Genomic DNA, 23,138 nt, shown 5'->3' on the forward strand with positions numbered 1-23,138 from the left:
CATAGATGCCGTGGCAAGAAACGGGACAGAAGCCTACAGGTACGACACACCGGCGTGATTGATCATGAACAGGAGGAGGACGCCGGTGGTCGCGGCCCCGCCGAGCAGGCCGATCCCCAGCGCCCGGGTCAGCGGCCAGAGCACGTACACGACCCCGCCGAGCAGGGCGATCCCCCCGGTAGCTTCCAGCGCCACCAGCAGCACCTGCGCCCCAACCACGGCCCAGGTCGCCGAACCCGGCCGCAGCGGGAGCGCGAGCACCCCGCCGGCCAGCAGCAATGCCGGAATCACGCTCACCGCCAGCCCGCCGGGCACACCGGGGTAGCGCCGGGGCGGCGAGGACACCTGCAGGACGACGTCGCCGAAGTAGCCGGACGCGGCTTCGAGTTGCAGCACGTACCCCTCGGCATCTGATGCGCGCAGCGCCGGGGGCTGCTCACGCTCCTGCAACCGCAGACCCGCCTGCTGCCAGGACGTGCGGTAGAGCCCGGCAAGATCCCGGAACGCCATCGGTACGTCGCGCAGCAGCAGACTGCGCTCCCGGAAGCGCCGCCCCGCCTCGGTGCGACCCGTACGCCGCCCGCGCGCCATGGGCGTCACCGGCACCTGCGTAGCCGTCAGCGCCTCAGCGAGCCGCTGCTGCAGCAGCCCGTCCAGACGTCCCGGCCCGACCCGGCGCAGCCCGTGCACCGTGAGCACGTTGGCGATGGCCGTCAGGCAAGCCACAACCGGCACCGGCAGCCCGAACGCCACCGGGATCAGAGCGAGAACCGACGTGGGCAGCGTAGCCACGAACGCGATGATCAAGCCACTCGTCTCGACCGCCGGCCGGTGCAGAAAGCCGACAGGGAGCCAGCCTGCGGTGGCAAGCAGGGTGACCACTGCCACATAAGCGACGATGACGCGGGTCCGGCCCATCCCCGCAGTCTGCGCCGCCCCCGGCCACCATGTCCGGCAGAGGCACAGACCAGGCAGAACATTGCGCCGGTACGACCACAGCGCACCGCCACCAACGGGCGACACGGCCCGCCGGCGCCCCCGCGTCTCGTGACAAGATGGCGCCCAACGCGGGAGGGGGCCGGAATGGACGCCGGACACGTTGCGGACGATCTCGACTCGGTACTGCTGGAGGAGAAGCAGATCCGCGAACGGGTCGGCGAGCTGGCGCGCGAGATCGACGCCGGCTACGCGGGCCGTGACCTGGTGCTCGTCGGGGTGCTCGGGGGTGCCGCCACCTTCACCGTCGACCTGGCCCGGGCCCTGACCAGTCCGGTTGAGATCGGCTGGATGGCCATGCGCTCGTACACCACGAGCAAACGCAGCTCGGGCTCGGTACGGCTGCTCAAGGACCTGGACCTGGACATCGAGGGCCGCGACGTCATCATCGTGGAGACGGTGATCGACACCGGCCTGACCATGTCGTGGCTGATCAACAACCTGCAGAACCGAAGGCCGGCGTCGATAGCGGTGTGCGCGCTGCTGCGAAAACCCGACGGCCCGGCGTTCGACCTGCCCGCGTACGTCGGCTTCCCGGTGCCCGCCGGCCTGATCGTGGGTTACGGCCTGGACTACCGCGGCAAATACCGCAACCTGCGCTGCGCCGCTGTCCTGGCCCCGCACGCGGTCCGATGAGAAGCAGGGCGGTGGTCTTCGACTTCTTCGGCACCCTGACCGACCCGTCCGCCGAGTCCGGCCGGCGCGCCTCGTTCACCGCCACCGCGCTGGGCGCCGGTGTTCTCCTGGCAGGAGGGCCGGCGCAAACCCGACATCGAGATGTACGCGGCGGTCGTGGGGCGGCTGGGCGTACCGGAAAAGGACTGCTGGTATGTCGGCGACGGCGGAAGCCGCGAGCTCTGGGAAGCAGACCGCGCCGGCACGCGACCGGTTCTGATCACCAACGCCGGGCACCCGCGGGTGGCCGGCGTGCGCGACAGCCCCGATCAATTCCGGCCCCGAGAAGTCATCGGCGACATCACCGTCCTGCTCGATCTGGTGCTCGACAGTGATCCTGCCCGCAGCCGGCGCTGAACGGTGATCCTGCTCGGAGCCGGCGCTGGGCGGGGATGGGAGGATCGCCTATGCCCGTGACGAACCCCTGGCTCGCCGGAGCCTCCCCGAGCGAACGACTGCCCCGCGAGCGTCTCGAGGAACGCATCCTCAACCTGCTGTCCAGCCAGAACATGTGCGTGCTCGCGACCACCGGGACGGCCGGGGCGCTGGCCACCCCGGTGCGCTACTTCCACCTGGGCTTCGACCTGATGTTCACCGCCGCGCCCGGCACCCCCAAGCTGCGCAACATCGCCGCCGACCCGCGCGTCTCGGTGGGTGTCTTCGCCCCGCTGGTGGGCCAGGCAAGCAGCCGCGGCGCTCAGCTGTTCGGACACGCCCGGGTCTTGTCGCCCGAGGATGCCGCGTTCGAGCATTATTGGCCCGCCGTACGCTGGCAGTCCAATCACGTCGAGCGCTCCAAGGATCTGGCTGACCCGCCGCTCGGCCCGCTCGTGGTGATCCCGGCCGACCGGGTCGTGTACACCGAGCACTGGCTGCGTCGCGACGGCTACGCACCACGGCAGTTCTGGCGGCGCTCTACCGGCGGGTAGGCGGGGGCGAGGGCCTCGTCACGGCGCGGCCACCGGGTGGGATGCGGCGGCGGCACGTAGGCTCTTGGTATCGAGGTACGAAAGGTTGGCACCGTGACAGAGTTCGACGGCCTTCCCCTGCTGCGCTCCCCCGTGGCGATCGCCGCCTTCGAAGGGTGGAACGACGCCGCCGACGCGTCGACGGCCGCGGTGGAGCACCTCGAGCAGGTGTGGCAGGCCCGCGAGATCACCACCATCGACCCGGAGGAGTTCTACGACTTCCAGGTCAGCAGGCCCACCACCACCATGAGCGACGGCGAGACCCGCAAAATCGAGTGGCCCACCACGCGCTTCAGCGTGGCCAGTCCGCCCGGCACCGACCGCGATGTCGTGCTGATCCGCGGCATCGAGCCCAGCATGAAGTGGCGCACGTTCTGCGAGCAGGTCCTCGAGGTCTGCCACAGCCTTGAAGTTGACCGCATCATGCTGCTCGGCGCCCTGCTCGCCGACGTCCCCTACACCCGGCCCCTGCCGATCAGCGGCAGCGCCTCCGAAGAGGGCATCGCCGAGAAGTACAAGGTCGCCCCCACTCGCTACGAGGGCCCCACCGGCATCGTCGGCGTACTGCAGGAAGCCTCCGGGCGCGCCGATCTGGAAGCGCTGTCCTTCTGGGTCCACGTGCCGCACTACGCGAACAACCCGCCCTGCCCCAAGGCCACCCTCGCGCTGCTCAGCCGGCTCGAGGACGTCCTCGACCTGCCGGTCCCCCTGGCCGACCTGGCCGAGGAATCCGACGAGTGGGAAAAGCGCGTACGAGCCGCGGCCGAGCAGGACGCAGAGCTCGGCGAGTACGTGCGCGAGCTGGAAGAACGCGTCGGCGACGAAGGCATCAAGCCGCTGACCGGCGACGAGATCGCCAGCGAGTTCGAAAAGTACCTGCGCCGCCGCGGAGGCGCAGCCGGACCAACCGCCGGTTCCTGGTAACACCCGGTCGCCGGCCCCCTCTACCGGCATGGCGACAGGGTGTGCCGGACCGGTCGGCCCTGTTCTTGTGATTCGGGTGGTCCGGAAACCGGAAGACCCGGCTGTCACGAGACCTGGGCGGTGGGCGGGCCGCGCAGGGAACGCCGGATCGTGCCCACGGTGGCGAACACGACAACCACCAGGCACCAGCCGCCCGCGACCAACGCTGTGGTGGACAACGACTCGGCGTTCGCAGCGTCCGCGCCGGCCGCAGTGTCCAGTAACGACGCGAACGCCATCAACGTCGAGGCCGAAGGGCAGGCACAGCGGGAAAGTGGCCTCACCGGCCACGAATGGATGACGCTCACCAGGACCGCTTCGCCGCCAGCTTGGCCGGGGGCAACCTGCCGATGATGGCGGGCTACCTGAGCGAACCCGGTACCGAGGTCAGCCTCTACATCCTGATGGAGTTCGGCCAGCAGCGGCTTCTCGACGGGCTGGCTGAACTGATGGATCAGCGAGCGGACGGCTGGATTAGCGAGCGGACGGCGAAGCTCAGTGCCAGAAGGTGGCGATGCCGGCGTTGATCAGGGTGAGCGCGATGATGCCGAGGAAGTGGCCGCGGGCGACCGTTTCGCGTTTCTTGCGCCACGGGATGAAGACCATCACGAAGATCATGATGGCGATCACCAGCTTCACCGCCAGCTTGACCGGGCTGGGCTCGGCGTCGCCGCCACCGCGCAGCGGCGCTGCCAGGGCCAGGCCGGTCAGCACCTGGATGATCGAACCCCACAGCATCGCCGGGTTGATCCGCAGCTTGCCCGAAACATACTGCACGACCGCTCCGCCAAGCAGCAGCGCAAAGCCCACGAGGTGTACGTACCGCAGAATCAGCCGGAGAGCTTCCATGGTCGCAGAGCCTACTGATCGCCGCGATGACCGATGATCAGGAGGTGCCCCGTCACCGCGGGATCGTCCTCGGGGACGCGCAGGCGATCCGGTCCCTCCACGATCAACGCCGTCGCCCGTTGCAAGCCGGCCTCGACCGCTCCCGACCGGACTGCCCATCCCGCGCGCCATCGGCGAACTCGGGGTCGGCATACAGATCCTGTGCAACCCCGTCGAACGGGGTCGCCCCACGATCACCCCACCTTCTGGGGTCCCTTCATCCTGAAAGCCGGTCCAGGCCGACCGGCACAACTCGGAGCCCCTGTCACTCGGGCCGCAACTTCCCCGGCGTGTCCAGTTCCGCCCACCACAACCCCTAGGGCATCCTAGGAACCTAGGGCTTCATTACCCGCCCGGAAGGCAGGCACGCAGCATGACGATCAATCCCGGCGCCGCGGAGTTCCCGCACCGGCAGATCTCGGCGCAGCTCAAGGAGCGCATCCGGCGCGGGGACTGGCAGCCCGGCGAGCGGCTGCCCTCGATTCCCGCCATGGCTGAGATGTTCGGGGTTGCCAAGCAGACCGTGCAGCGCGCCGTCGACCAGCTACGGGTCGAGGGCATTTTGATCACCAAGCCCGGATCCGGCACGTACGTCCGCGGCACCCGCCGGCGCCTCAACCGCCTGTCCCGCGGTCGTTACGGGGTGCACCGCGGCTACCACGCCGATCTTGCTGCGCGGTACCGCCAGCAACTCACCGCCGTGGGGCGTGAGCCAGCCCCGCCCGAGGTGGCCGACGCGTTCGGGGTGCGGGACGGCACCGAGATGCTGGTACGCCGGCACATCGTCCGGGCCGACGACGCCACCGTCGAGCTGGGCGCATCCTGGTTCCGGGTTACCGACGCCTCCGGCACCTCCTTGGAACGCCGGGAAGCGTACGGCCGCCCGCTCTACCAGGAAGCGGAGGAAGCGATCGGGCGGCGGTACACGTCCGCCACGGACACGATCAGCGCCCGCCAGCCGAGCCGGGACGAAGCCGAGATTTTGCAGATCCGCCCGGACACCCCGGTGCTGCACCTGCTGCACGTGGCGTTCGACGAGACCCGCAAGCCCATCGAGGTGGCCCAGGCGACCTGGCCGGGCCCGATGACCACGCTGACCGAGGAATACCGCATCCCCGAGCCCACGCCCGACCCCGACCCGGACCCCGGCCTGGCCCTCGCCTAGGGCGCCTCAGCGCCTACAACTTCACCCCGAGCAACCCGTCGACCGCGGCCGCCATCAGGCCCGGCGCCTCGACATCATCCCCCGCTCCAGCCAACGCAGCCTCAACCCAAGCGTCCACCACCGCAAGGGCAGCCGGCGTGTCGAGGTCGTTGCGCAGCGCCTCGCGTACCGCTGCCAGCAGCCCCTCCCCCGAAGGCCCCGAACCGGCCTCCGCGGCCGAGCGCCACCGGGCGAGGCGCTCCTCGCCGTCCTTGAGCACATCGTCGGTCCATTGACGGTCGGTGCGGTAGTGGCCGGTCATCAGGCCCAGGCGCACGGCCATGGGGTCGACGCCGTCGCCGCGCAGGCGGGAGACGAAGACCAGGTTGCCCTTGGACTTGGACATCTTCTCGCCATCGAGGCCGATCATGCCGGCGTGCACGTAGTGGCTGGCGAAGGGGGCTTCGCCGGTGAGGCGTTCGGCGTGGGCGGCGGAGCATTCGTGGTGGGGGTAGAGCAGGTCGTTGCCGCCGCCCTGCACGTCGATGCGGTTGCCGAGCAGGCCCAGGGCGATGGTGGCGCATTCGATGTGCCAGCCGGGGCGCCCGGGACCGAGGTCGCCGCCGTCCCAGGCCGGTTCGCCGTCGCGGGCGCCGCGCCAGAGCAGGGGGTCGAGGGGGTCGCGTTTGCCGGGGCGTTCCGGGTCGCCGCCGCGTTCGGCCGACAGGACCAGCATCTCGTCCCGGGTCAGGTTGGATTCGTAGCCGAACTTCGGTGACGCGGCGATGGAGTAGTAGACGTCGCCGGTGCCGTCGTCGAGGGTGTAGGCGGCCCCATCGGCCAGCAGCTCGCGGACGTGGGCGGCGATCGCCGGGATGGACTCCACCGCTCCTACGTAGTGGGCCGGGGGGATGATCCGCAGCGCTTCCATGTCCTCGCGGAACAGGGCGGTCTCGCGCATGGCCAGCACGATCCAGTCCTCGCCGTCGCGGTTGGCGCGTTCCAGCAGCGGGTCGTCGATGTCGGTGACGTTCTGCACGTAGGTCACCTTCTTGCCCGCATCGTGCCAGAGCCGGTGCACCAGATCGAAGGTGATCATGGTGGCGGCGTGGCCGAGGTGGGTGGCGTCGTACGGCGTGATGCCGCAGACGTACATGGTTGCCGAGGGCCCGGAGGTGGTCGGGACTACCTCACGGCGGGCCGTGTCGTACAGGGCCGGCGAGGTGGTGTCCCCCGGCAGCGTCGGCACCTCGTGCCCGGTCCATGCGTCCATGGTGCGAGCCTATCGAGCCCTGCTGACAGAAACCCCGAGCACGTGAGTAACGCCTCAGACCGGCGGCCAGGGTACGGCCGGCCACTCCTGCGGCGGGTCGGGGAAGCGGCCCCGGCGCAGCAGCCGGCGTACCCGCAATCGGGTGTGCTGCACCTCGGAGATGGTCAGGTGCTCCTCGAGCTTCTCGCCCAGCTCGGCATCGAGGCCGGCGCCCAGGCGTTCGAGCATCTCGGTCGCCTCGCCGGACAGCGGCTTGCCGGTCCAGCCCCACAGCACCGTGCGCAGCTTGTTCTCCACGTGGAAGCTGATGCCGTGGTCGACGCCGTGCACCCGGCCGTCCTCGGCGTAGAGCACGTGCGCGCCCTTGCGATCGGCGTTGTTGAGCACCGCGTCCAGCACGGCGACCCGGGCCAGGCGGGGATCGTCGGCGTGGGCGAGCGCATAGGCGTCGCCGTCCTCGTCGCGGGCGCTGGCCACGGCCAGCCAGCCCTCGGGCACCGCGTAGGCCGGGACAAAGCCGATCAGCGCCTCGGTGTCCTCGGGCTCGTCGATCCACAACTGGCAGGCGCCGGGGCCAAGCGGGCCGTCACGCAGGATCGTGGGCGGGACGATGCCCCAGCCGGTGGCCTGCGAGACCAGGAACGCCGACACCTCCCGCCCGGCCAGCGTGCCGTCGGGGAAATCCCATAGCGGCCGCTCGCCCTGCACCGGCTTGTACACGCAGCGCTGGGTCAGCCCGTCGAGCGTGATCCCGGCCCGCAGCGTGGTGTTGGAGGCGTCGACCAACCGGCCCTCAAGCTCCAGCGTGCCCTTGCCGAGCAGCTCGAGCGCCTCGTCCTCGGCGAGCACGGTCACCGGTGGTAGCCGTTGTGCCGGGGGCAGAGGTGGCCGGCCGGGTCGAGCGGCTGGCCGCACAGCGGGCACGGCGGGCGTCCGGCGTTCACCACGCGGCGGGCCCGGTCGATGAACGCGCGGGTCGCCTCGGGGGTGAGCCGGACCCGGAGCCGGTCGAGGTCGTCGTCGGGCTCGTCGTCGTCGTCCTCGTCGTCGTCACCCAGCGGCGGCTCGTCGTCGTCGCCCAGCTCGACCTCGGGGTCGGCCTCGCCGGCCTCGATCGCTTCGATCACCACTGTGGTGGTGTCGACATCGAACGCCAGCCCGAGCGTGCCGACCCGGAACTCCTCGTCGACCGGCGTGTCGAGCGGCTCGTTGTCCGATACCGTGCCGAGCGGCGAGGTCTCGGGCAGGTCGACGCCGAATCGCCGGCTGGCCTCGGTGAGCAGCTCCTCGAGCTTCTCGGCGAGCAGCGACACCTGGACCTTCTCCAGCGCCACGCTGACCACCCGCCCGCCACCGCGGGCCTGGAGAAAGAATGTCCGGTCGCCCGGCTCGCCCACCGTCCCGGCGACGAACCGCTCCGGCGGCTCGAAAGCATGCACCTGGTGGGTCATAGCAACGACCCTATCCGCCCGCGCGCGGCGGCGCGCAGCGCACCGGGCCGGTTCGCCGAGGGCGCAACGCAAGCATACGCAGCGGTAACACGCTGGTCACAGGGCGTGCTCAGACGCCCCCTCCGGCCCCGCCTCCGACCGCTGCGTCGGACGATCCCTGAGCAGCCGCGGGCACCAGCCCGCTCAGATCGGCGGTGTCGTTGAGCCGCACCAGGAACGGGCGCGTCGGCGTGTAGCGGATCACGCTGACCGAGGCCGGGTCCGCGACGATGCGCTGGAACTCGTCAAGGTGCAGGCCCATCGCGTCGGCCACGATGGCCTTGATCACGTCGCCGTGGCTGCAGGCCAGCCACAGCGCCTCCGGGCCGTGCTCGGCGCTGATGCGGGCGTCCCAGCGCCGGATGGTGGCTACCGCGCGGGCCGACATCGCGGCCATGGCCTCGCCGCCGGGGAACACCACGGCGCTGGGGTGCTGCTGCACCACCGGCCACAGCGGGTCCTTGGCGAGGTCCTTGAGCGGCTTGCCCTCCCACTCGCCGTACCCGCATTCGATCAGCCCGTCGTCGACCTGTGGCTCCATCCCCGGCAGGGCCAGCTCCAGGGTCTGCTTGCAGCGGATCAGCGGGCTGGTCACCACGGCCGTCAGGGGCAGCTCGCGCAGTCGCTCACCGACGCGTTTGGCCTGGTCGCGGCCGGTGTCATCAAGTTCGACGGGTTGGCGTCCGGCGAGGCCGCCGGACGCGTTAGCGGTGGTCCGCCCGTGGCGGAGCAGAAGCACGGTCGTCACGGTTACCCGGCCACCCCGGCTGCCTCGTAGGCCTCGGCGACCGTGCGCAGCGTGGCGATGCCCGACTCGCGGTCGCCGACGTACAACGCCACCGACAGGGTGCCCACACCCGCCGCCGCATATTCGCGGATCCGCTCGACGATGCGCTCCTTGGGCCCGATCAGCGAGGTGCGCTCGATGAACTCCTGCGGGACCGCGGCCGCCGCGTCGCGCACCTTGCGGTCCAAATAGAGGTCCTGGACCTGCTTGGCGGCGTCGGCGTAACCCATCCGCACGGCGATCTGGTTGTAGAAATTCTGCTCGCGGCTGCCCATGCCACCGACATACAACGCGGCGTAGGGGCGGATCAGATCGGCGCAGGCCGCCACATCGGGCCCGATCGCCACCGGAACGGTCGGGCAGACGTCGAAGCCGGTCAGCTCCTTGCCGGCCTTGGCCCGGCCACGCTCGATGTGCCCCAGCAACTCCCCCGCCGCATCCGGCGCGTAGAAAATGGCCAGCCAGCCGTCGGAGATCTCGCCGGCCAGCTCCAGGTTCTTCGGACCAACGGCAGCAAGATAGATGGGTACGGCCGCACGTGGCGGATGAAAACCCAGCCGCAACGCCTTACCGGGTCCGTCGGGCAGCGGCAACCGATAGTGCTCACCCTCGTACTCCACCGGCTTGCGGGCGATCGCCAGCTTGACGATGTCCACGTATTCACGGGTGCGCGCGAGCGGCTTGGCGAACCGGGTGCCGTGCCAGCCCTCGGAGACCTGCGGACCGGAGACGCCCAGCCCGAGCCGGAACCGGCCGCCGGACAGGGTGTCGATGGTCGCCGCGGTCATCGCCGTCATCGCCGGGCTGCGAGCCGGGATCTGCATCACCGCGGCACCCACGTCGATGCGCTCGGTCTGCCCGGCGATCCAGGCGAGCATGCTGGGCGAATCGGAACCGTAGGCCTCCGCCGCCCACACCACGCAGTAGCCGAGCCGGTCGGCTTCCTGCGCCATGGCGAGATGGTCGGCGGGCGTGGTCCACGAGGTCTGGTAGCCGAGACTGAAGCCGAGCCGCACGGGTCCTCCCGTTCCGCGGAGCACCGATGTTCCGCGATACAGACCTTAGCCCGACACGGTGAGTGATCTTCGGTGACTTGGGTCGCGTACCCGACCGATCTGCGGCCTGATCGAGGCGTTGGGAGCGTTCCATGGGTGGCCGGGGCTGCATAAGGTTCAGGCATGCAACAGCGACCGCTCGGCCGGAGCGGGCTGGCGGTCACGCGGCTCGGTCTCGGCACCATGACGTGGGGCCGGGACACCGACCCCGACGACGCGGCCGCGCAGCTCAAGTTGTTCCTGGACGCCGGTGGCACCCTGCTCGACACCGCCGATGTGTACGGCGACGGCGACGCCGAAACGGTGATCGGCTCGCTGCTCGGCCACCTGGTCGCGCGCGATGAGATGATCATCGCCACCAAGGCCGGTCTCGGGCACGCCGGTTACCGCCGCCGCGACAGCTCCCGCGGCCACCTGCTGCGCACGCTGGAGACCTCGCTGCGCCGCCTCGGCACCGACTACATCGATCTCTGGCAGCTGCACGGGTACGACCCGCACACGCCGATGGAGGAAACCCTGGCGGCGCTGGATCATGCGGTGACCAGCGGCAAGGTTCGCTACGCCGGGGTGTCCAACCTCACCGGGTGGCAGACCGCACAGTTTGCCACCTGGCAGCGCGCCTTCCCCACCCGGGCGCCCATCGTGGCCGCCCAGGTCGAGTATTCGCTGCTGGAGCGCGGCATCGAGCGCGAGGTGCTGCCCGCCGCCGCCACGCTGGGGCTCGGGGTGCTGCCCTGGTCGCCGCTGGGCCGCGGGGTGCTGACCGGCAAGTACCGCAACGGCCGCCCGCTGGACAGCCGGGCCGCCACCGACCACCTGGCTCCGTTCGTGCAGCCCTACCTGGAACCGCGCAGCTCCAGCATCGTCGAGGCGGTGGTGACCGCGGCGGCCGGCCTGGGCGTGGAGCCCCTGGAGGTGGCGCTCGCCTGGATCCGCGACCGCCCGTGGGTGACCGCTCCCATCCTGGGCGCGCGCACGGCCGGGCAGTTGCAGGGGGCTCTGCTCAGCGAGGATCTCACCTTGCCGGCTGAGATCGCGCTCGCGCTCGACGACGTCTCAGCGGTGCCGGTGGGTTACCCGGAACGGGAGGGGCTGACCGGCCCGGGGGCTGGTCACTCGCCGGAGCCTGGCGCATATTAGTTCCCATGGACTACGAATACGCGCCGCTGCGGTTGCCGTCGAATGTCGATCGCCTGACCGCTGCGGCGCAGCTGGCCGTCCAGGCCGAGTTCTCCGGCTGGGAACTGGCCCGCGTTCAGCTCTTCCGCGACGGCACCCGCCAGGTGATGTTGCGCCGCAGGGTCCGCGACACCCCCCAGCCCGGCCTCTCCATATGACCAACGCGCCCCCGGCAGCCGCCGGAGGCGCGTTGTCACATGCACCGGCTCAGTGATTGTGACCGGCGTGGTCGTCTTCCTCGTCGGGCAGGAACGGGTGCTCGTCGAGCCGCCCGACCAGCAGATCCTGTTCAGCCGGTGTGAACGGACCCGCGCCGTCCTCGTCGGCGAACGCCTCGAGGTCCAGCGGTTCGTGCACCTCCGAGACGGTCAGCAGGCCGTCCAGCGGTTCGAGTTCGGGCACGTCCAGCGACGACAGCGAGCCGTCGCCGGCCTGCAGCAGCTCCAGCACCGCTTCGCCGACCGATTCCACCGGGCCGGCTTCCTCGTCGGCAGGCACCAGGTTGCGCCGGGCCGCGTCGGCCACCCGCAGCAGGCCCGCCACGCTGGGCACGCGGTAGTCGCGGCGCTGGCGCACGGAGATGATCTGCGGGTACGGGTCCGCGGCGGTGCCGTCGGGGCCGGTGATAACGCCGCCGAAGCGGGCGTCCGCCTCGTCCGGGTCGATTGATTCGACGTCCCACGGCGTCACCTCGCCGAACGCCTCGAGCAGTTGCTCGTCGTAGGCGAACGAGGCGTTGTTCAAGTCGACGTAGGCCTGCCACACGTCGTCGTCGTCGACCCGGCCCTGGGCGGCCTTTACCGCCTCCAGGTGCGCCCGGGCGGCCTCCACAACCCGTTCGAGGGCGGCGTCCAGCTCCGCGTTCTGGTCGCTCATGGTCAGTGAAGTCCTCTCCAAAGGAATAGCTTGAAAAAGTGAAGTCAGCTCGCCTTGAGCAGGCGGTCGAGCACGCGCACGCCGAACTGTAGCCCCTGCACCGGGACGCGTTCGTCGATGCCATGGAACAGGGCCGAGAAGTTCAGATCGGCTGGCAGTTTCAGCGGCGCAAAGCCGAAGCAGCGGATGCCCAGCGTGCTGAACGCCTTGGCGTCCGTGCCGCCGGCCAGCATGTACGGCACCGCGCGAGCGCCCGGGTCCTCGGCGCGCAGGGCGGCTCCCATGGCGTCGACCAGCGCACCGTCGAAGCCGGTCTCCAGCGCCGCCTGCTGCTGGATGTGATCGATCTCGATGTCCGGGCCGATCACGTCGCGCAGCTGCTCCAGGAACAGCTCGGCCTGCCCGGGCAGGGTGCGGCAGTCGATCGTGGCCGAGGCCCGCCCGGGGATGACGTTGTCCTTGTAGCCGGCTTCGAGGCGCGTCGGGTTGGCGGTGTTGTGCACCGTTGCGCCGATGAGGTTGGCGATCGGGCCGAGCTTGGCGATGGCCAGCTCCGGCTCGTCCGGGTCGAGCTCGATGCCCAGCGCCTCGGACACCTGCTCCAGGAACGCGCGCACGGTGGGCGTGATGACGATTGGGAACTTGTGCCGGCCGACCGCAGCAACGGCCTCGGCGAGCGCTGTCACGGCGTTGTCGTCGTGCACGAACGAGCCGTGCCCCGGGCGTCCCTTGGCGTGCAGCCGCAACCAGTCGATGCCCTTCTCCGCCGTCTCGACAAGATACAACCGGAGATCATCGTTGACGGTGTACGAGAACCCGCCGACTTCCCCGATCGCCTCGGTGCACCCTTCGAACAGCCCGGCATGCTCTCGGACAAGATATTGCGAGCCGTACTCCATGCCCGCTTCCTCGTCAGCGGTGAAGGCGAGCACAATGTCGCGCGGGGGCACTACACCCTTGCGCTTCCAGTCACGCACGACGGCGAGCATCATCGCGTCGAAGTCCTTCATGTCGATCGCGCCGCGGCCCCACAGATAGCCGTCCTTCTCCTCACCGGAGAACGGCGGAACGGACCACTCGCTCGCGTCGGCGGGCACCACGTCGAGGTGCCCGTGCACCAGCAGGGCGCCGCGCGAGGGATCGCTGCCGGGGATGCGGGCCACCAGGTTGGCCCGCTTGGGCGCCGACTCGTGCAGCTCGACGTCGATGCCGACGTCGCTGAGCTGGGCCGCAACGTATTCAGCGGCGGCGCGCTCGCCCACGGTGGTGCGCGGGTCACCAGTGTTGCTGGTGTCGATCCGCAGAAGGTCGCGGCAGATGCCGACGACTTCCCCGGCAGCGTCAAGTGGTTCCATCCGCTATTCCTACCAGCTCGATGTCACCAGCGTTTGACAGGCAACCGGGTCCGGGTAACACCGGCGGCGTGACAGTGCCTCTTCCCCCGTTGCCGCCGGTGGGGGGCGAGACCACCGGGCCCAACGTTGCCGACGTGGTCACCCGCCAGCATCGTCAGCTACGCAAACTCTGCGAGCAGTACCTCGCCGACGGCGACCCGAGGACCGCACAGGTGCTGATCGCCTCGATCTCGCGCCACTTGTCCGCCGAAGAGCAATACCTGTATCCCGCGGTACGTTCCCTGGTCCCCGACGGTCCGGAGCTGGTGAGCCGCGAGCTGGACGAGGACCGGGCCCTGCTGGAGGCTTGCCGGTTGCTGGAGAGCACCGACGGCCAGGATCTGGCGGTCCGGCTGCACCGGCACACCGAGGCGGCCGCCGGCGAGTTACTGCCGCTGCTGCAGCGGCTGGCTCCGGTGGAGGATCTGGTCCGGCTCGGCAACCGCTTCGAGCTCGCCGAGGAGGCCGCTCCCACCCGGCCGCACCCCGGCACGCCGGTCACGCCGCCGTGGAACAAAGTGGTCGATCCGGCGGTGGCGATCGTGGACAAGGTCCGCGACGTGGTGACCCGGCGGACGACGTACCCCAAAGATCTGTGACGGACTCAACACGCTCCGCGGCCGTTTGACCGTACGGCTAAGCGGTGTTCTGTCCTTTTGTTTAACCCATTCGTCATATATAGGGGATCTTTGGCCGGCCGAAGGTCTAGCCCTTATCCCGCGAACGTCCTACCGTCACGCTATGAACCTGGAGCTGCGGCATCTCAAGGTGGTCTGTGCCATCGCGGAGACAGGCAGCGTGACGAAGGCGGCATCGTTGCTCGGCCTCGCCCAGCCCGCCCTGACCGCGCAGCTGCAACGCATCGAGCGGACCCTGGGTGGCCCGCTCTTCGAACGCGACCGCCGCGGGGCACGCCCGACCGCCCTTGGCGAGCTCGTGCTGTCCCGTGCCCGGGTGCTGTTGCCGGCGATGAAGGGCCTGCAGGACGAGGCGGCCCGGCTGGCGGGGTCCGGATCCGATGAGGAGATGAGCCGTTACCGCATCGGGGCCATCGGTGGTCCGATCGTGGGCGGGCTCGTGCAGCGGCTGTCCGACGCGCAGCCGGAGGCGCAGATCACGACGTACGCGTCCTACTACAGCGACGAGCTGGCCACCATGACGGCGGCCGGGAAGCTGGACTTCGCCCAGGCCGGGTTCTGCGGTGACGCGGTGCCCTCGGCCGAGCACGGGCTGGTCTGGCAGACCATTGCCATCGACGGTGTGTGCGTGCTCATGCCCGACGATCATCCCCAGGCCAAGGGCACCGAGGTGGACCTCGCCGAGCTCAGCGAGGTGGCGTGGGCCGGCGGGCCGGGCGGCGGGTGCTTCACCGACTGCTTCGCCGCGGCGTGTGCGCGGGCCGGGTTCACCCCCCGGCGCATCCTGGAAACCGATGTGCGCAGCGCCATCGACATGGTCGAGTCGGGCATGGCTGTGATGATCGCGCAACCCAACTTCCGGTCGCCCGCCGGCCTGGCCAACCGGCCGATCAAGGGCGCGCCGCTGCGCTGGAAGCAGATGCTGGGCTGGCATCCGGAGAGCCCGGCGGCACAGGTCGCGCCGCGGCTCATGCAGATGGCCCGGGAGGCCTATCTGGAAACCGCGGCGCGAAATCCGCTCTATGTGCAATGGCTGGCGGACTACCCGCAGCTCGGCGTCGAGCAGCTCGCGGGCGTCTAACCCACCGGGGCCGGCGAGTCGACCGTGAAGGTCAGCCGGTCCTCGGTGACGCCGATGTGGACCGTCCGGCCCGGGGCGAGGTCGGCGGCGAGCAGCATCCGGGAGAGCCGGTTGTCGAGTTCGCGCTGGATCGTACGGCGCAACGGACGGGCACCGTACTCGGGCTGGTAGCCGTGCTCGGCCAGCCAGTCCACCGCCTCGGTGGCCACGTCCAGGGTGATGTCCTGGGCGTGCAGGCGGCGCCGGGTCTCCTCCAGCAGCAGCCCGGTGATCTCGCGCAGCTGAGCCGTCTCGAGCTGGCGGAAGATGATCACCTCGTCGATGCGGTTGATGAACTCGGGACGGAACTGCTCGCGCAGCCGGCGGTCGAGCCGGTCACGCAGGTCCTGGTCCTCTGAGAACCCGCCTTCGGCTGCGCCGAAGCCCAGCGTGCGCTTGGTGCCGCTGATGATCTCCGACCCGATGTTGCTGGTCATGATCAGCACGGTGTTCTTGAAGCTGACCGTGCGGCCCTGGCTGTCGGTGAGCCGCCCGTCGTCGAGCACCTGCAGCAGGATGTTGAACACGTCCGGGTGGGCCTTCTCGATCTCGTCGAGAAGCACCACCGAGTACGGCCGGCGCCGCACCGCCTCGGTGAGCTGGCCGGCCTCGTCGTAGCCGACGTAGCCGGGAGGGGCACCGACGAGCCGGGACACGGTGTGCCGCTCCTGGAACTCGCTCATGTCCAGCCGGATCATCCGGTCCTGCTCACCGAACAGCGCCTCGGCCAGCGAGCGGGCCAGCTCGGTCTTGCCCACCCCGGTCGGGCCGAGGAACAGGAAGCTGCCCACCGGCCGGTCCGGGTCACCGAGACCGGCGCGCGACCGCCGTACCGCCTCGGCCACCGCGGCCACGGCTTCCTCCTGGCCCACCACCCGGTCGTGCAGGTGGCTCTCCAGGCGCAACAGCCGCTCGCGTTCCTGCTCGGTGAGCTGGGCGACCGGGATGCCGGTGGCCCGCGCCACCACCTCGGCGATGTCCTGCGGGGTCACCTGGGGCACGCCGCCGGCTCCCTCGTCGGTCTCCAGCGCCGCCTTGATGGCGTTGATCTCGTCGCGCAGGTGCGACGCCTGCTCGTAGTCCTCGGCCGCCACCGCCTGATCGCGGTCGCGGGTGAGCTGCTCAAGCCGGCGTTCCTGCTCGCGTACGTCCGCGGGCTGGGTCTTGACCCGCAGCCGCACCCGCGCCCCGGCCTGGTCGATCAGGTCGATGGCCTTGTCGGGCAGGAAGCGGTCGGTGATGTAGCGGTCGGACAGCTCCGCCGCGGCATCCAGCGCCTGGTCGGTGATGCGCACCTGGTGATGCGCCTCGTAGTTGTCGCGCAGCCCGCGCAGGATCGCCACGGTGTCCGCCACGCTGGGCTCGCCGACCAGCACCGGCTGGAAACGCCGCGCCAGCGCCGCGTCCTTCTCGATGTAGCGCCGGTACTCGTCGAGTGTGGTGGCTCCCACGACGCGTAGCTGCCCGCGGGCCAGGGCTGGCTTGAGCATGTTGGAGGCGTCCATGCCGCCGCCCTCACCGCCGCCACCGCCCGCGCCGACCAGCGTGTGGATCTCGTCGAGGAACACGATCAGGCCGTCGCCGCTGTCCTGGATCTCGTCGATGACCTTACGCAGCCGCTCCTCGAAGTCGCCGCGGTAGCGGGTGCCGGCCACCAGACCGGCCAGGTCGAGCTGGATGACGCGCTTGCCGGCCAGGGTCTGCGGGACGTCGCCGTCCACGATGCGCTGGGCCAGGCCCTCCACGATCGCGGTCTTGCCGACGCCGGCCTCACCGATCAGCACGGGGTTGTTCTTGGTGCGCCGCGACAGGATCTCGACGGCCTGTTCGATCTCGTCGGCGCGGCCGATGACCGGGTCGATCTCGCCCCGGCGGGCCAGGTCGGTCAGGTCGACGCCGAACTGCTCAAGGGTTGGGGTGTTCGTGGTGCCACCTCCTTGGCCGGCGCCGGTCGGCGGCTCGGTCTGCTGCAGGGTGCGCGGGTCGAGGCGACCGGCAAGCAGCCGCCCGGCCGCGGAGTCGGGGTTGATGCTCAGGCCCATCAGCACGTGCTCGGGTCCCACGTAGGACGCGCCGAGCGCGCGGGAGATCTGCAGGCTGTCGAGCAGGGCGCGCTTGGCCGCCGGGGTCAGCGCGAGGCGTTCCGGCGACGGGCCGCCGCTGCGGTGCGGGGGGCGTTCCAGCTCGGCCAGCAGCGCGGCGGGGTCGGCGCCGGCCCGGCGGACCAGGGCCTGCTGCGGCTCACGCTGCAGCAGCGCCCAGAGCAGGTGGTCGGTGTCGAGGTCGGCGAGCTCGGTGCCGGCCGGGGCCATCTCGGCGGCCCGGCGGGCGGCCACCGACAGCACGGCGCGGGCGTCGGCGCTCATGAAGCGGGTGATGTCGATCCGCTCGGCGGACCGGCGCGCGCCACCCCCGAAGAAGCGGGCGAAAAGGTCATCCCAGTCACCGGGGCCGGTCGGTCCCAGGGGTCCGATGCTCATGGGTCTTCTCTCCTTCAACAATTTTGTTGCCACGTCACACAACACCTCGTGGGATAGCCCCATTCCGATGTGAGACGCTGCTTACATGCCGCCCGACAGCCCCGCCGCCCCAGCATCACCTGACGGCTGCCTGGTGCCCTTGCTGGTCATAGACGCTGCGAACGTGGTCGGGTCCAAGCCCGACGGCTGGTGGCGGGACCGCGCGGGGGCCGCCGAACGGCTGCGCGACAAGCTCGTCCCGCTCAACGTGCAAGGCCTGGCAGATCTTCCGGGGCCCGTCGAGCTCGTTCTGGTCGTGGAGGGCGAGGCCCGCGACATCGCCCCAATCGCAGGGGTACGAATCCAGCGCGCGTCCGGCTCCGGTGACGACGCCATCGTGGACCTGGTGGCCACCGAGGGCGCCGGGCGCCGCGTCGTGGTGGTCACCGCCGACCGGGGCCTGCGCGAACGGGTGACCGCGCTGGGCGCCGAGGTACGCGGCCCGGGCAGCGTGCCTCGCTGAGCCACGGCCCGCGAAAACCCATGCATGAGTGAAACGGGCACTCGGGCACGACCCCCGCATCGCGGACGACTAAACTGGACCGCAGCACAGTCTTGCCAGACAACACCTTTGCCAGACATACCTTTGCCAGAACTGCTTTTGCCAGAACAGCGGGAGGCTGCACGAGTGGCCAGCGTCGCCGAGGTCAAAGCGGCCGTTGACGCCGCCCTGCATCAGGTCACCGAGGGCCAAGCGGCCATCCAGGCGGCCCGCGAGAAGATCGGCGAGGCGCAGCAGAGCCTGGCCGCCGCGCTCGACGGGTCGGCCAACGACGCCGTGGGCGCCGCGCACGCCTCGCTGTCACAGGCCGACCAGCAGCTCGAGGAATGTCTCGGGGCCACGCTGCTGGCGGTCGAGCAGGCCCAGACCTACACGGCGACGCTCTGACACGATGTCGCTGCTGCAGGAACTCGGCGCCCAGCTCCGCGCCACCTCCGAGGAGCTGCCCACCGGCCTGGTCTCGGTCGCCCGCGAGCGCCTCAACAGCGCCGCCGAGCTGCTCAACTGGGTACGCCAGACCTCGGTCGACCCGCTCGGGGTGCCGCAGCTGGGCACCGCCGTCGAGCACGCTGAGCACGCGCTCGCCGCGCTGCGCGTGGCCCAGGACGCCATCGACGCCTACCTGGCGGCGGTCGGGCTGGCCGGTGAGGGCGGCGCTCCCCCGGACACCGACTACAAAGCCGGGCTCAAACCCGAGGAGATCGGCGGGCAGAACGACGCGCCGCCACCTTCGCCGGAGAAGCTCGGCGCCTGGTGGCAGGAGCGGGTCACCCAGCTGACCGGCGAGGCGCCACCCTCACCGGAGCAGGGCACACCCGCCCCGGGAAATCAGGCCGACACCGGTGAACTGCTGCGCCGCGTCGCCGCCGGGGTGCGCTCGGGTGACCGGGCCCGGGTGGGCCGGGATCTGCACGCGGTGAACGCGGCCACCGGCCTGGGCCTGTCCGCGGTCAGCTCCCCGGTGCTGCACCGCCTGGCCGGCGACCTGCTCGGGCACGAGCCGGGCCCGGATGACCTGAAACGGTTGCAGAGCGCGGCCACCGGCCGGGTGAAGTCGCTGCTGCCGGGCACGCCGCCGGAGGTGCTGGACACGTTGCTGGCCCGCATCTGCCGCACGCCGGCGCAGTCCGAGGCCCCTGCGCACCCGGCCGACTCGGCGGTCACCGCGAGCGTGCTGACCGGCGTGCTGCTGGCCCGGCTGGGCCGCGACCCCGACTCGCTCGACCCCCGCGCACCCGAACCGGTGCGCGAGCCCGCCCAGCCAGGTCAGCAGCAACAGAGTGGACGGAGCCGCGGTGCCTGAGTCCGCCGCCCAGCAGGTCGTCGAGGTCCGGGCCGCGCTGTCGCATGCGCTCGGCGCCGCGATGGGCTCGCTGCGGGCCGCCCAGCAGGAACACGAGAACGCGGTCACCCGGCGCGGGCGGGTTGTTGCGGCCGCCCGGGAACGCCGCGCCCGGCTCGCCCACGAACGCGACAAGCGGCTGCACGAGATCGACGAGGAGCACGACCACAACCTCGCCGAGCTGGCCGGCGCCGCGGCCGAGACGGCTGCCCTGGCCGCCCCCGGGTCCGCGGGCCTGCCGTGGTCACAGTGGACACCGACCCCGGCCAGGTCCGGCTCACCCGCCCCGGAGCTGCGCATCGGCGAGCTGCTCCTGCCGTACGAGGGGGAAGTCCCCGCCCTGGTGCCGTTGCTCGACCGCGGGCATGTGGTGGTGCGCGGCGACGGGCGGCTCGGCGACGACGTGGTGGCCGGGCTGCTGCTGCGCGCGCTGGGCAGCACCGAACCGGGCCGGATCCTGCTCACCGGCTACGACCCCGAGCAGCTCGGCGGCGGGCTGGCCGGGTTCGCCCCGCTGGCCCCGGCCGGGGTGCTGCAGTTCGTCGGCCCGGGCGGGCTCGGCGCGCTGCTCGACGAGCTGGTCGACCACGTGCGCCGGATCAACGAGACGGTGCTGGCCGGCGAGCACTCGTCGCTGCGGGAGCTGGCCGGGGCCACCGGACGCCGCCCGGAGCCGTGGCGCATCGCCATCCTGCTCGGCGCGGGCCGCCCCGACGAGTTGTCCAAACACGAACGCAGCCAGCTCGACCGGCTGGTGCGCACCGGCGCGGCGTGCGGCGTGCACCTGATCATCCGGGACCTCCCGGTGCCGCAGACCACCGGCATGGAGATCATCGATGTCGCGGCCGACGACGGGGCCCGGCTCAGCGGCTGCGGCGAGCTGCCGGTGGAGCTGGACCCGGGCCCGCCGCCGGCCGTGGTGACCCGCACCTGCCGGGCGATCGCCGAGCATGTCGCGGCCGGCCCCGCCCCGGTGGCGCTGGACAGCCTGCTGCCCGAGCACGAGTGGCAGGAGACTTCGGCCCGCGCGCTGACCGCCCCGCTGGGTGACAGCCCGCAGGGTGCGCCGGTGCACGTGATGCTGTCGGACTACCCGCCGCACGCGCTGATAGCCGGGCCTTCGGGCACCGGCAAGACCAACCTGATCTACGCCTGGATGGGGGCGCTGGCCGCCCGCTACTCCCCCGAGGAGCTGGCGTTCTACCTGCTCGACTTCAAGGAGGGAGTGTCGTTCGCCCGGTTCGCCCCGGGCCGGCGCGACCCCAGCTGGCTGCCGCACGTGCGCCTGGTCGGGGTGAACGTCAACACCGACCGCGAGTTCGGGCTCGCCCTGCTGCGCTTCCTGGGCACCGAGCTGCGCAGCCGCGCCGACGCCGCCAAACGCCACGAGGTCACCAACCTGGCCGAGCTGCGCGCCGAGGACCCGGACGGCTCGTGGCCGCGGATCGTGGCCGTGGTCGACGAGTTCCAGGTGCTGCTGGCCGGGCGTGACGCGGTGGCCGCAGAGGCGGTCGACCTGCTCGAGGACCTGGCCCGCCGGGGCCGCTCGCAGGGAATTCACCTGGTGCTGGCCAGCCAGGACGTGTCCGGCATCGAGGCGCTGTGGGGCCGGCCCGCGCTGGTCGCCCAGTTCTCGCTGCGCATCGCGCTGCCCCGGGCCCGCCGGGTGCTGGCCGAGCAGAACAGCGCCGCCGACGTGCTGCCCCGCTACCACGCGGTGGTCAACGCCGACTCCGGGGCGTTGGAGGCCAACCGGGTGGTCCGGGTGCCCGACGCCGGCAACCGCGAGCGCTGGAGCGAGCTGCAGCACCGGCTGTGGCGCCGGCGCCCGCAGGAGCTGCCCGCGCCCCGGCTGTTCGACGGCGACGCCATCCCGCGCCTCGGTGACAGCCTCGACTTCCAGCGGCTGAGCCCAGCGCCGACGGTCGCCGCGCCGGTGGTGCTGCTCGGCGAGACGATCGACGTACAGGCCCGGTCGGCGGCGACCGTGCTGCGCCGTGCCCCCGGGCGCAACATCGCGGTGATGGGCACCCGGGTGGACGAGGCGTGTGCCGTGCTGCACACCGCGGCCCGCTCGCTGGCGGCGCAGTTCGAGCCCGGCGCGGCCCAGTTCAAGGTGGGCTGCTTCGACACCGACGCGGGCGCGGCGATCGACGCGCTGCGCGACATCCTGCCCGCCAAGGACACCGGGTTCTTCGACCCCGGCAACGCGGACTTCCTCTTCGAGGACGCGGCCTCCCGGGCAACCGAGGGCACGGCTGCCGACCGGCCGTTGTTTCTGCTGCTGTATGCCGTCGACGCGGCGAGCAACGCCCACCAGGAGCAGCTGCGGCGGATTCTGCGGCAGGGCCCGGAACGCCGGATGCACGTGATCGGGTGGTGGCGGGGTGCCTCGCTGCTGCGCGACACGCTGGGCGGCCCGGCCAGCCGCACCGACGTCATCGGCTCGTGGGTGGCGCTGGACGTGCACGGCAGCGAGCTCTCGCCGTACTATCCGGGCACCGGCTCCCCGGCCTGGTATCCGCGCCCCTGGCGAGCCCTGCACTTCGACCGCTCGGTGCACCGCGGCGCCGAGGTGATCATCCCCTACGGACCCATGTGATGACGATCGGCGACACCGACGGCGTGCTCGAACGCCGCACCCCCGACTACCGCAGCGTAGTGCGCAAGCTGACGCAGCTCGACGACGAGGCGGCGCTGCACCGCGGCGAGGCCCTCGACTGGCACGACACCCGCGCGGCCGAGGCCGACGAGGCGGTCCGGGCGGCCACCCAACGCGTGCGCGACGCCGAGCAGGCCGTCGCCACCGCCCAGCGCCGGCTGGAGGAGGTGGACGCGGACGTGGCCGGGTTGTGGGCGGAGTTCTCCCACAAGGCCGGGCGCCGGGCCGACCGTTTCGGCGGCGCCCCCCAGCCGCAGATCCCCCGCCAGCGCGACCGCGAGCCCGAGGACTACCTGCAGGAAGCGGCGACCCACGCGGCCTGGAACCCGGCGGTCAAACCCCTCAAAGGCGCTTCCATGCTGTACGCGGGCCTGGGCGCGCTCGGCGGCGCGGTGGGCCTGGCAGCCTGGTCGTTGCTGCGCTGGGCGGGCCGGGAGAGCGGCGGCGACCTGGCCACCGGGCTGCCGGTGGTGGCCCTGATCGTGGCGCTGCTCGGCCCGATCCTGGCGGTGGTGACGGCCAAACGGGTCGCGGATCGCAGCGGCACCCCGCTGGACGCCTCCACCGTGGCCACCGTGCTGATCGCCGCGCTGATCACCGCCGGGCTGATCCTCGCCGTGGTCCGCACCAACGCCGCGGGCGGCTGAACCAAGGCCGCCGCGGCGCA

At 71.3% G+C, this 23,138-nt stretch carries 26 protein-coding genes; 15 read left to right on the forward strand and 11 right to left on the reverse strand.

What is annotated here, in order from left to right; genetic code table 11:
* Positions 1-33: 33 nt before the first annotated feature.
* On the reverse strand, positions 34-918 hold the full coding sequence (locus TFC3_RS18690) for a hypothetical protein (RefSeq protein ID WP_067501447.1): 885 nt from the start codon (positions 916-918) through the stop codon (positions 34-36).
* A gap of 165 nt (positions 919-1,083) precedes the next feature.
* Between TFC3_RS18690 and hpt the strand changes: the two genes are divergently transcribed.
* The 4 genes from hpt (at position 1,084) to TFC3_RS18710 (ending at position 3,563) form a co-directional block, all read left to right on the forward strand.
* Positions 1,084-1,632, forward strand: a complete 549-nt coding sequence (hpt, locus tag TFC3_RS18695; protein WP_067501450.1) for a hypoxanthine phosphoribosyltransferase — start codon at positions 1,084-1,086, stop codon at positions 1,630-1,632.
* 99 nt (positions 1,633-1,731) lie between these two features.
* Complete coding sequence (locus TFC3_RS18700) at positions 1,732-2,028, forward strand: HAD hydrolase-like protein (protein WP_067501453.1); 297 nt, start codon at positions 1,732-1,734, stop codon at positions 2,026-2,028.
* A gap of 50 nt (positions 2,029-2,078) precedes the next feature.
* Entirely contained in the window at positions 2,079-2,600 is a 522-nt protein-coding gene (locus TFC3_RS18705) for a pyridoxamine 5'-phosphate oxidase family protein (protein WP_067501457.1), read from the forward strand.
* 93 nt (positions 2,601-2,693) lie between these two features.
* A complete protein-coding gene (locus TFC3_RS18710; RefSeq protein WP_067501460.1) occupies positions 2,694-3,563 on the forward strand; it encodes a PAC2 family protein in 870 nt (289 codons plus the stop codon).
* 104 nt (positions 3,564-3,667) lie between these two features.
* Here the strand turns inward: TFC3_RS18710 and TFC3_RS38105 are convergent, their stop codons facing one another.
* Entirely contained in the window at positions 3,668-3,841 is a 174-nt protein-coding gene (locus TFC3_RS38105) for a hypothetical protein (RefSeq protein ID WP_161952629.1), read from the reverse strand.
* A 54-nt stretch (positions 3,842-3,895) separates the two neighbouring features.
* Here TFC3_RS38105 and TFC3_RS18715 point away from each other — a divergent pair, with 54 nt between their 5' ends.
* Positions 3,896-4,129, forward strand: a complete 234-nt coding sequence (locus TFC3_RS18715; protein ID WP_067501463.1) for a hypothetical protein — start codon at positions 3,896-3,898, stop codon at positions 4,127-4,129.
* Here TFC3_RS18715 and TFC3_RS18720 read toward each other — a convergent pair.
* On the reverse strand, positions 4,098-4,451 hold the full coding sequence (locus TFC3_RS18720; RefSeq protein ID WP_067501466.1) for a hypothetical protein: 354 nt from the start codon (positions 4,449-4,451) through the stop codon (positions 4,098-4,100). The genes TFC3_RS18715 and TFC3_RS18720 overlap by 32 nt on opposite strands.
* Positions 4,452-4,863: 412 nt before the next feature.
* Here TFC3_RS18720 and TFC3_RS18725 point away from each other — a divergent pair, with 412 nt between their 5' ends.
* Positions 4,864-5,655, forward strand: a complete 792-nt coding sequence (locus TFC3_RS18725; protein ID WP_067501470.1) for a GntR family transcriptional regulator — start codon at positions 4,864-4,866, stop codon at positions 5,653-5,655.
* Between the two features lie 13 nt (positions 5,656-5,668).
* On the opposite strand, the gene mshC is transcribed toward TFC3_RS18725, so the two are convergent.
* The 5 genes from mshC to TFC3_RS18750 form a co-directional block, all read right to left on the reverse strand.
* Entirely contained in the window at positions 5,669-6,907 is a 1,239-nt protein-coding gene (gene mshC / locus TFC3_RS18730; protein WP_067501473.1) for a cysteine--1-D-myo-inosityl 2-amino-2-deoxy-alpha-D-glucopyranoside ligase, read from the reverse strand.
* Between the two features lie 54 nt (positions 6,908-6,961).
* A complete protein-coding gene (locus TFC3_RS18735) occupies positions 6,962-7,762 on the reverse strand; it encodes an SCO1664 family protein (protein ID WP_067501476.1) in 801 nt (266 codons plus the stop codon).
* Positions 7,759-8,358: a DUF3090 domain-containing protein gene (locus TFC3_RS18740; RefSeq protein WP_067501479.1), complete on the reverse strand. Its 600-nt coding sequence runs from the start codon at positions 8,356-8,358 to the stop codon at positions 7,759-7,761. The genes TFC3_RS18735 and TFC3_RS18740 overlap by 4 nt, the downstream gene beginning before the upstream one ends.
* 109 nt (positions 8,359-8,467) lie before the next feature.
* Complete coding sequence (locus TFC3_RS18745; protein WP_067501483.1) at positions 8,468-9,145, reverse strand: histidine phosphatase family protein; 678 nt, start codon at positions 9,143-9,145, stop codon at positions 8,468-8,470.
* Positions 9,146-9,147: 2 nt separating this feature from the next.
* Positions 9,148-10,200, reverse strand: coding sequence for an LLM class F420-dependent oxidoreductase (locus TFC3_RS18750; protein WP_067501485.1), 1,053 nt, complete (start codon positions 10,198-10,200; stop codon positions 9,148-9,150).
* A 162-nt stretch (positions 10,201-10,362) separates the two neighbouring features.
* On the opposite strand from TFC3_RS18750, the gene TFC3_RS18755 reads away from it, so the two are divergent.
* Together TFC3_RS18755 and TFC3_RS18760 are read left to right on the forward strand one after the other, a co-directional pair.
* On the forward strand, positions 10,363-11,379 hold the full coding sequence (locus TFC3_RS18755) for an aldo/keto reductase (RefSeq protein ID WP_067501488.1): 1,017 nt from the start codon (positions 10,363-10,365) through the stop codon (positions 11,377-11,379).
* A gap of 5 nt (positions 11,380-11,384) precedes the next feature.
* Positions 11,385-11,576 (forward strand): DUF5703 family protein, encoded by a 192-nt coding sequence (locus tag TFC3_RS18760; RefSeq protein WP_067501491.1) that lies wholly within the window; start codon positions 11,385-11,387, stop codon positions 11,574-11,576.
* Between the two features lie 49 nt (positions 11,577-11,625).
* On the opposite strand, the gene TFC3_RS18765 is transcribed toward TFC3_RS18760, so the two are convergent.
* On the reverse strand, positions 11,626-12,294 hold the full coding sequence (locus TFC3_RS18765; RefSeq protein ID WP_067501494.1) for a hypothetical protein: 669 nt from the start codon (positions 12,292-12,294) through the stop codon (positions 11,626-11,628).
* A gap of 44 nt (positions 12,295-12,338) precedes the next feature.
* Positions 12,339-13,649, reverse strand: a complete 1,311-nt coding sequence (locus TFC3_RS18770; RefSeq protein ID WP_067501497.1) for a M20/M25/M40 family metallo-hydrolase — start codon at positions 13,647-13,649, stop codon at positions 12,339-12,341.
* Positions 13,650-13,717: 68 nt separating this feature from the next.
* Here TFC3_RS18770 and TFC3_RS18775 point away from each other — a divergent pair, with 68 nt between their 5' ends.
* Positions 13,718-14,287, forward strand: a complete 570-nt coding sequence (locus TFC3_RS18775) for a hemerythrin domain-containing protein (RefSeq protein WP_067501500.1) — start codon at positions 13,718-13,720, stop codon at positions 14,285-14,287.
* 142 nt (positions 14,288-14,429) lie between these two features.
* Positions 14,430-15,407: a LysR family transcriptional regulator gene (locus TFC3_RS18780; RefSeq protein WP_067501503.1), complete on the forward strand. Its 978-nt coding sequence runs from the start codon at positions 14,430-14,432 to the stop codon at positions 15,405-15,407.
* Here the strand turns inward: TFC3_RS18780 and TFC3_RS18785 are convergent.
* On the reverse strand, positions 15,404-17,926 hold the full coding sequence (locus tag TFC3_RS18785) for an ATP-dependent Clp protease ATP-binding subunit (RefSeq protein WP_067501506.1): 2,523 nt from the start codon (positions 17,924-17,926) through the stop codon (positions 15,404-15,406). The two genes, TFC3_RS18780 and TFC3_RS18785, sit on opposite strands and share 4 nt — an antisense overlap.
* A gap of 85 nt (positions 17,927-18,011) precedes the next feature.
* Between TFC3_RS18785 and TFC3_RS18790 the strand changes: the two genes are divergently transcribed.
* The 5 genes from TFC3_RS18790 (at position 18,012) to TFC3_RS18810 (ending at position 23,118) form a co-directional block, all read left to right on the forward strand.
* Positions 18,012-18,428 carry a hypothetical protein gene (locus TFC3_RS18790; protein ID WP_173745334.1) on the forward strand — a complete coding sequence of 139 codons (417 nt, stop codon included), beginning with the start codon at positions 18,012-18,014 and terminating at the stop codon, positions 18,426-18,428.
* A gap of 165 nt (positions 18,429-18,593) precedes the next feature.
* Positions 18,594-18,854: a hypothetical protein gene (locus tag TFC3_RS18795; protein WP_067501509.1), complete on the forward strand. Its 261-nt coding sequence runs from the start codon at positions 18,594-18,596 to the stop codon at positions 18,852-18,854.
* 4 nt (positions 18,855-18,858) lie between these two features.
* The gene (locus tag TFC3_RS18800; RefSeq protein ID WP_067501512.1) at positions 18,859-19,770 is read left to right on the forward strand and encodes a hypothetical protein; all 912 of its coding nucleotides are present in this window, start codon (positions 18,859-18,861) and stop codon (positions 19,768-19,770) included.
* Complete coding sequence (locus TFC3_RS18805; RefSeq protein ID WP_067507035.1) at positions 19,763-22,411, forward strand: FtsK/SpoIIIE domain-containing protein; 2,649 nt, start codon at positions 19,763-19,765, stop codon at positions 22,409-22,411. The genes TFC3_RS18800 and TFC3_RS18805 overlap by 8 nt, the downstream gene beginning before the upstream one ends.
* A complete protein-coding gene (locus TFC3_RS18810; protein ID WP_067501515.1) occupies positions 22,411-23,118 on the forward strand; it encodes a hypothetical protein in 708 nt (235 codons plus the stop codon). Before TFC3_RS18805 ends, TFC3_RS18810 begins: the two co-directional genes overlap by 1 nt.
* Positions 23,119-23,138 lie beyond the last annotated feature (20 nt).

This window comes from Actinoplanes sp. TFC3, from assembly GCF_001553785.1.
GTDB lineage: Bacteria > Actinomycetota > Actinomycetes > Mycobacteriales > Micromonosporaceae > Actinoplanes.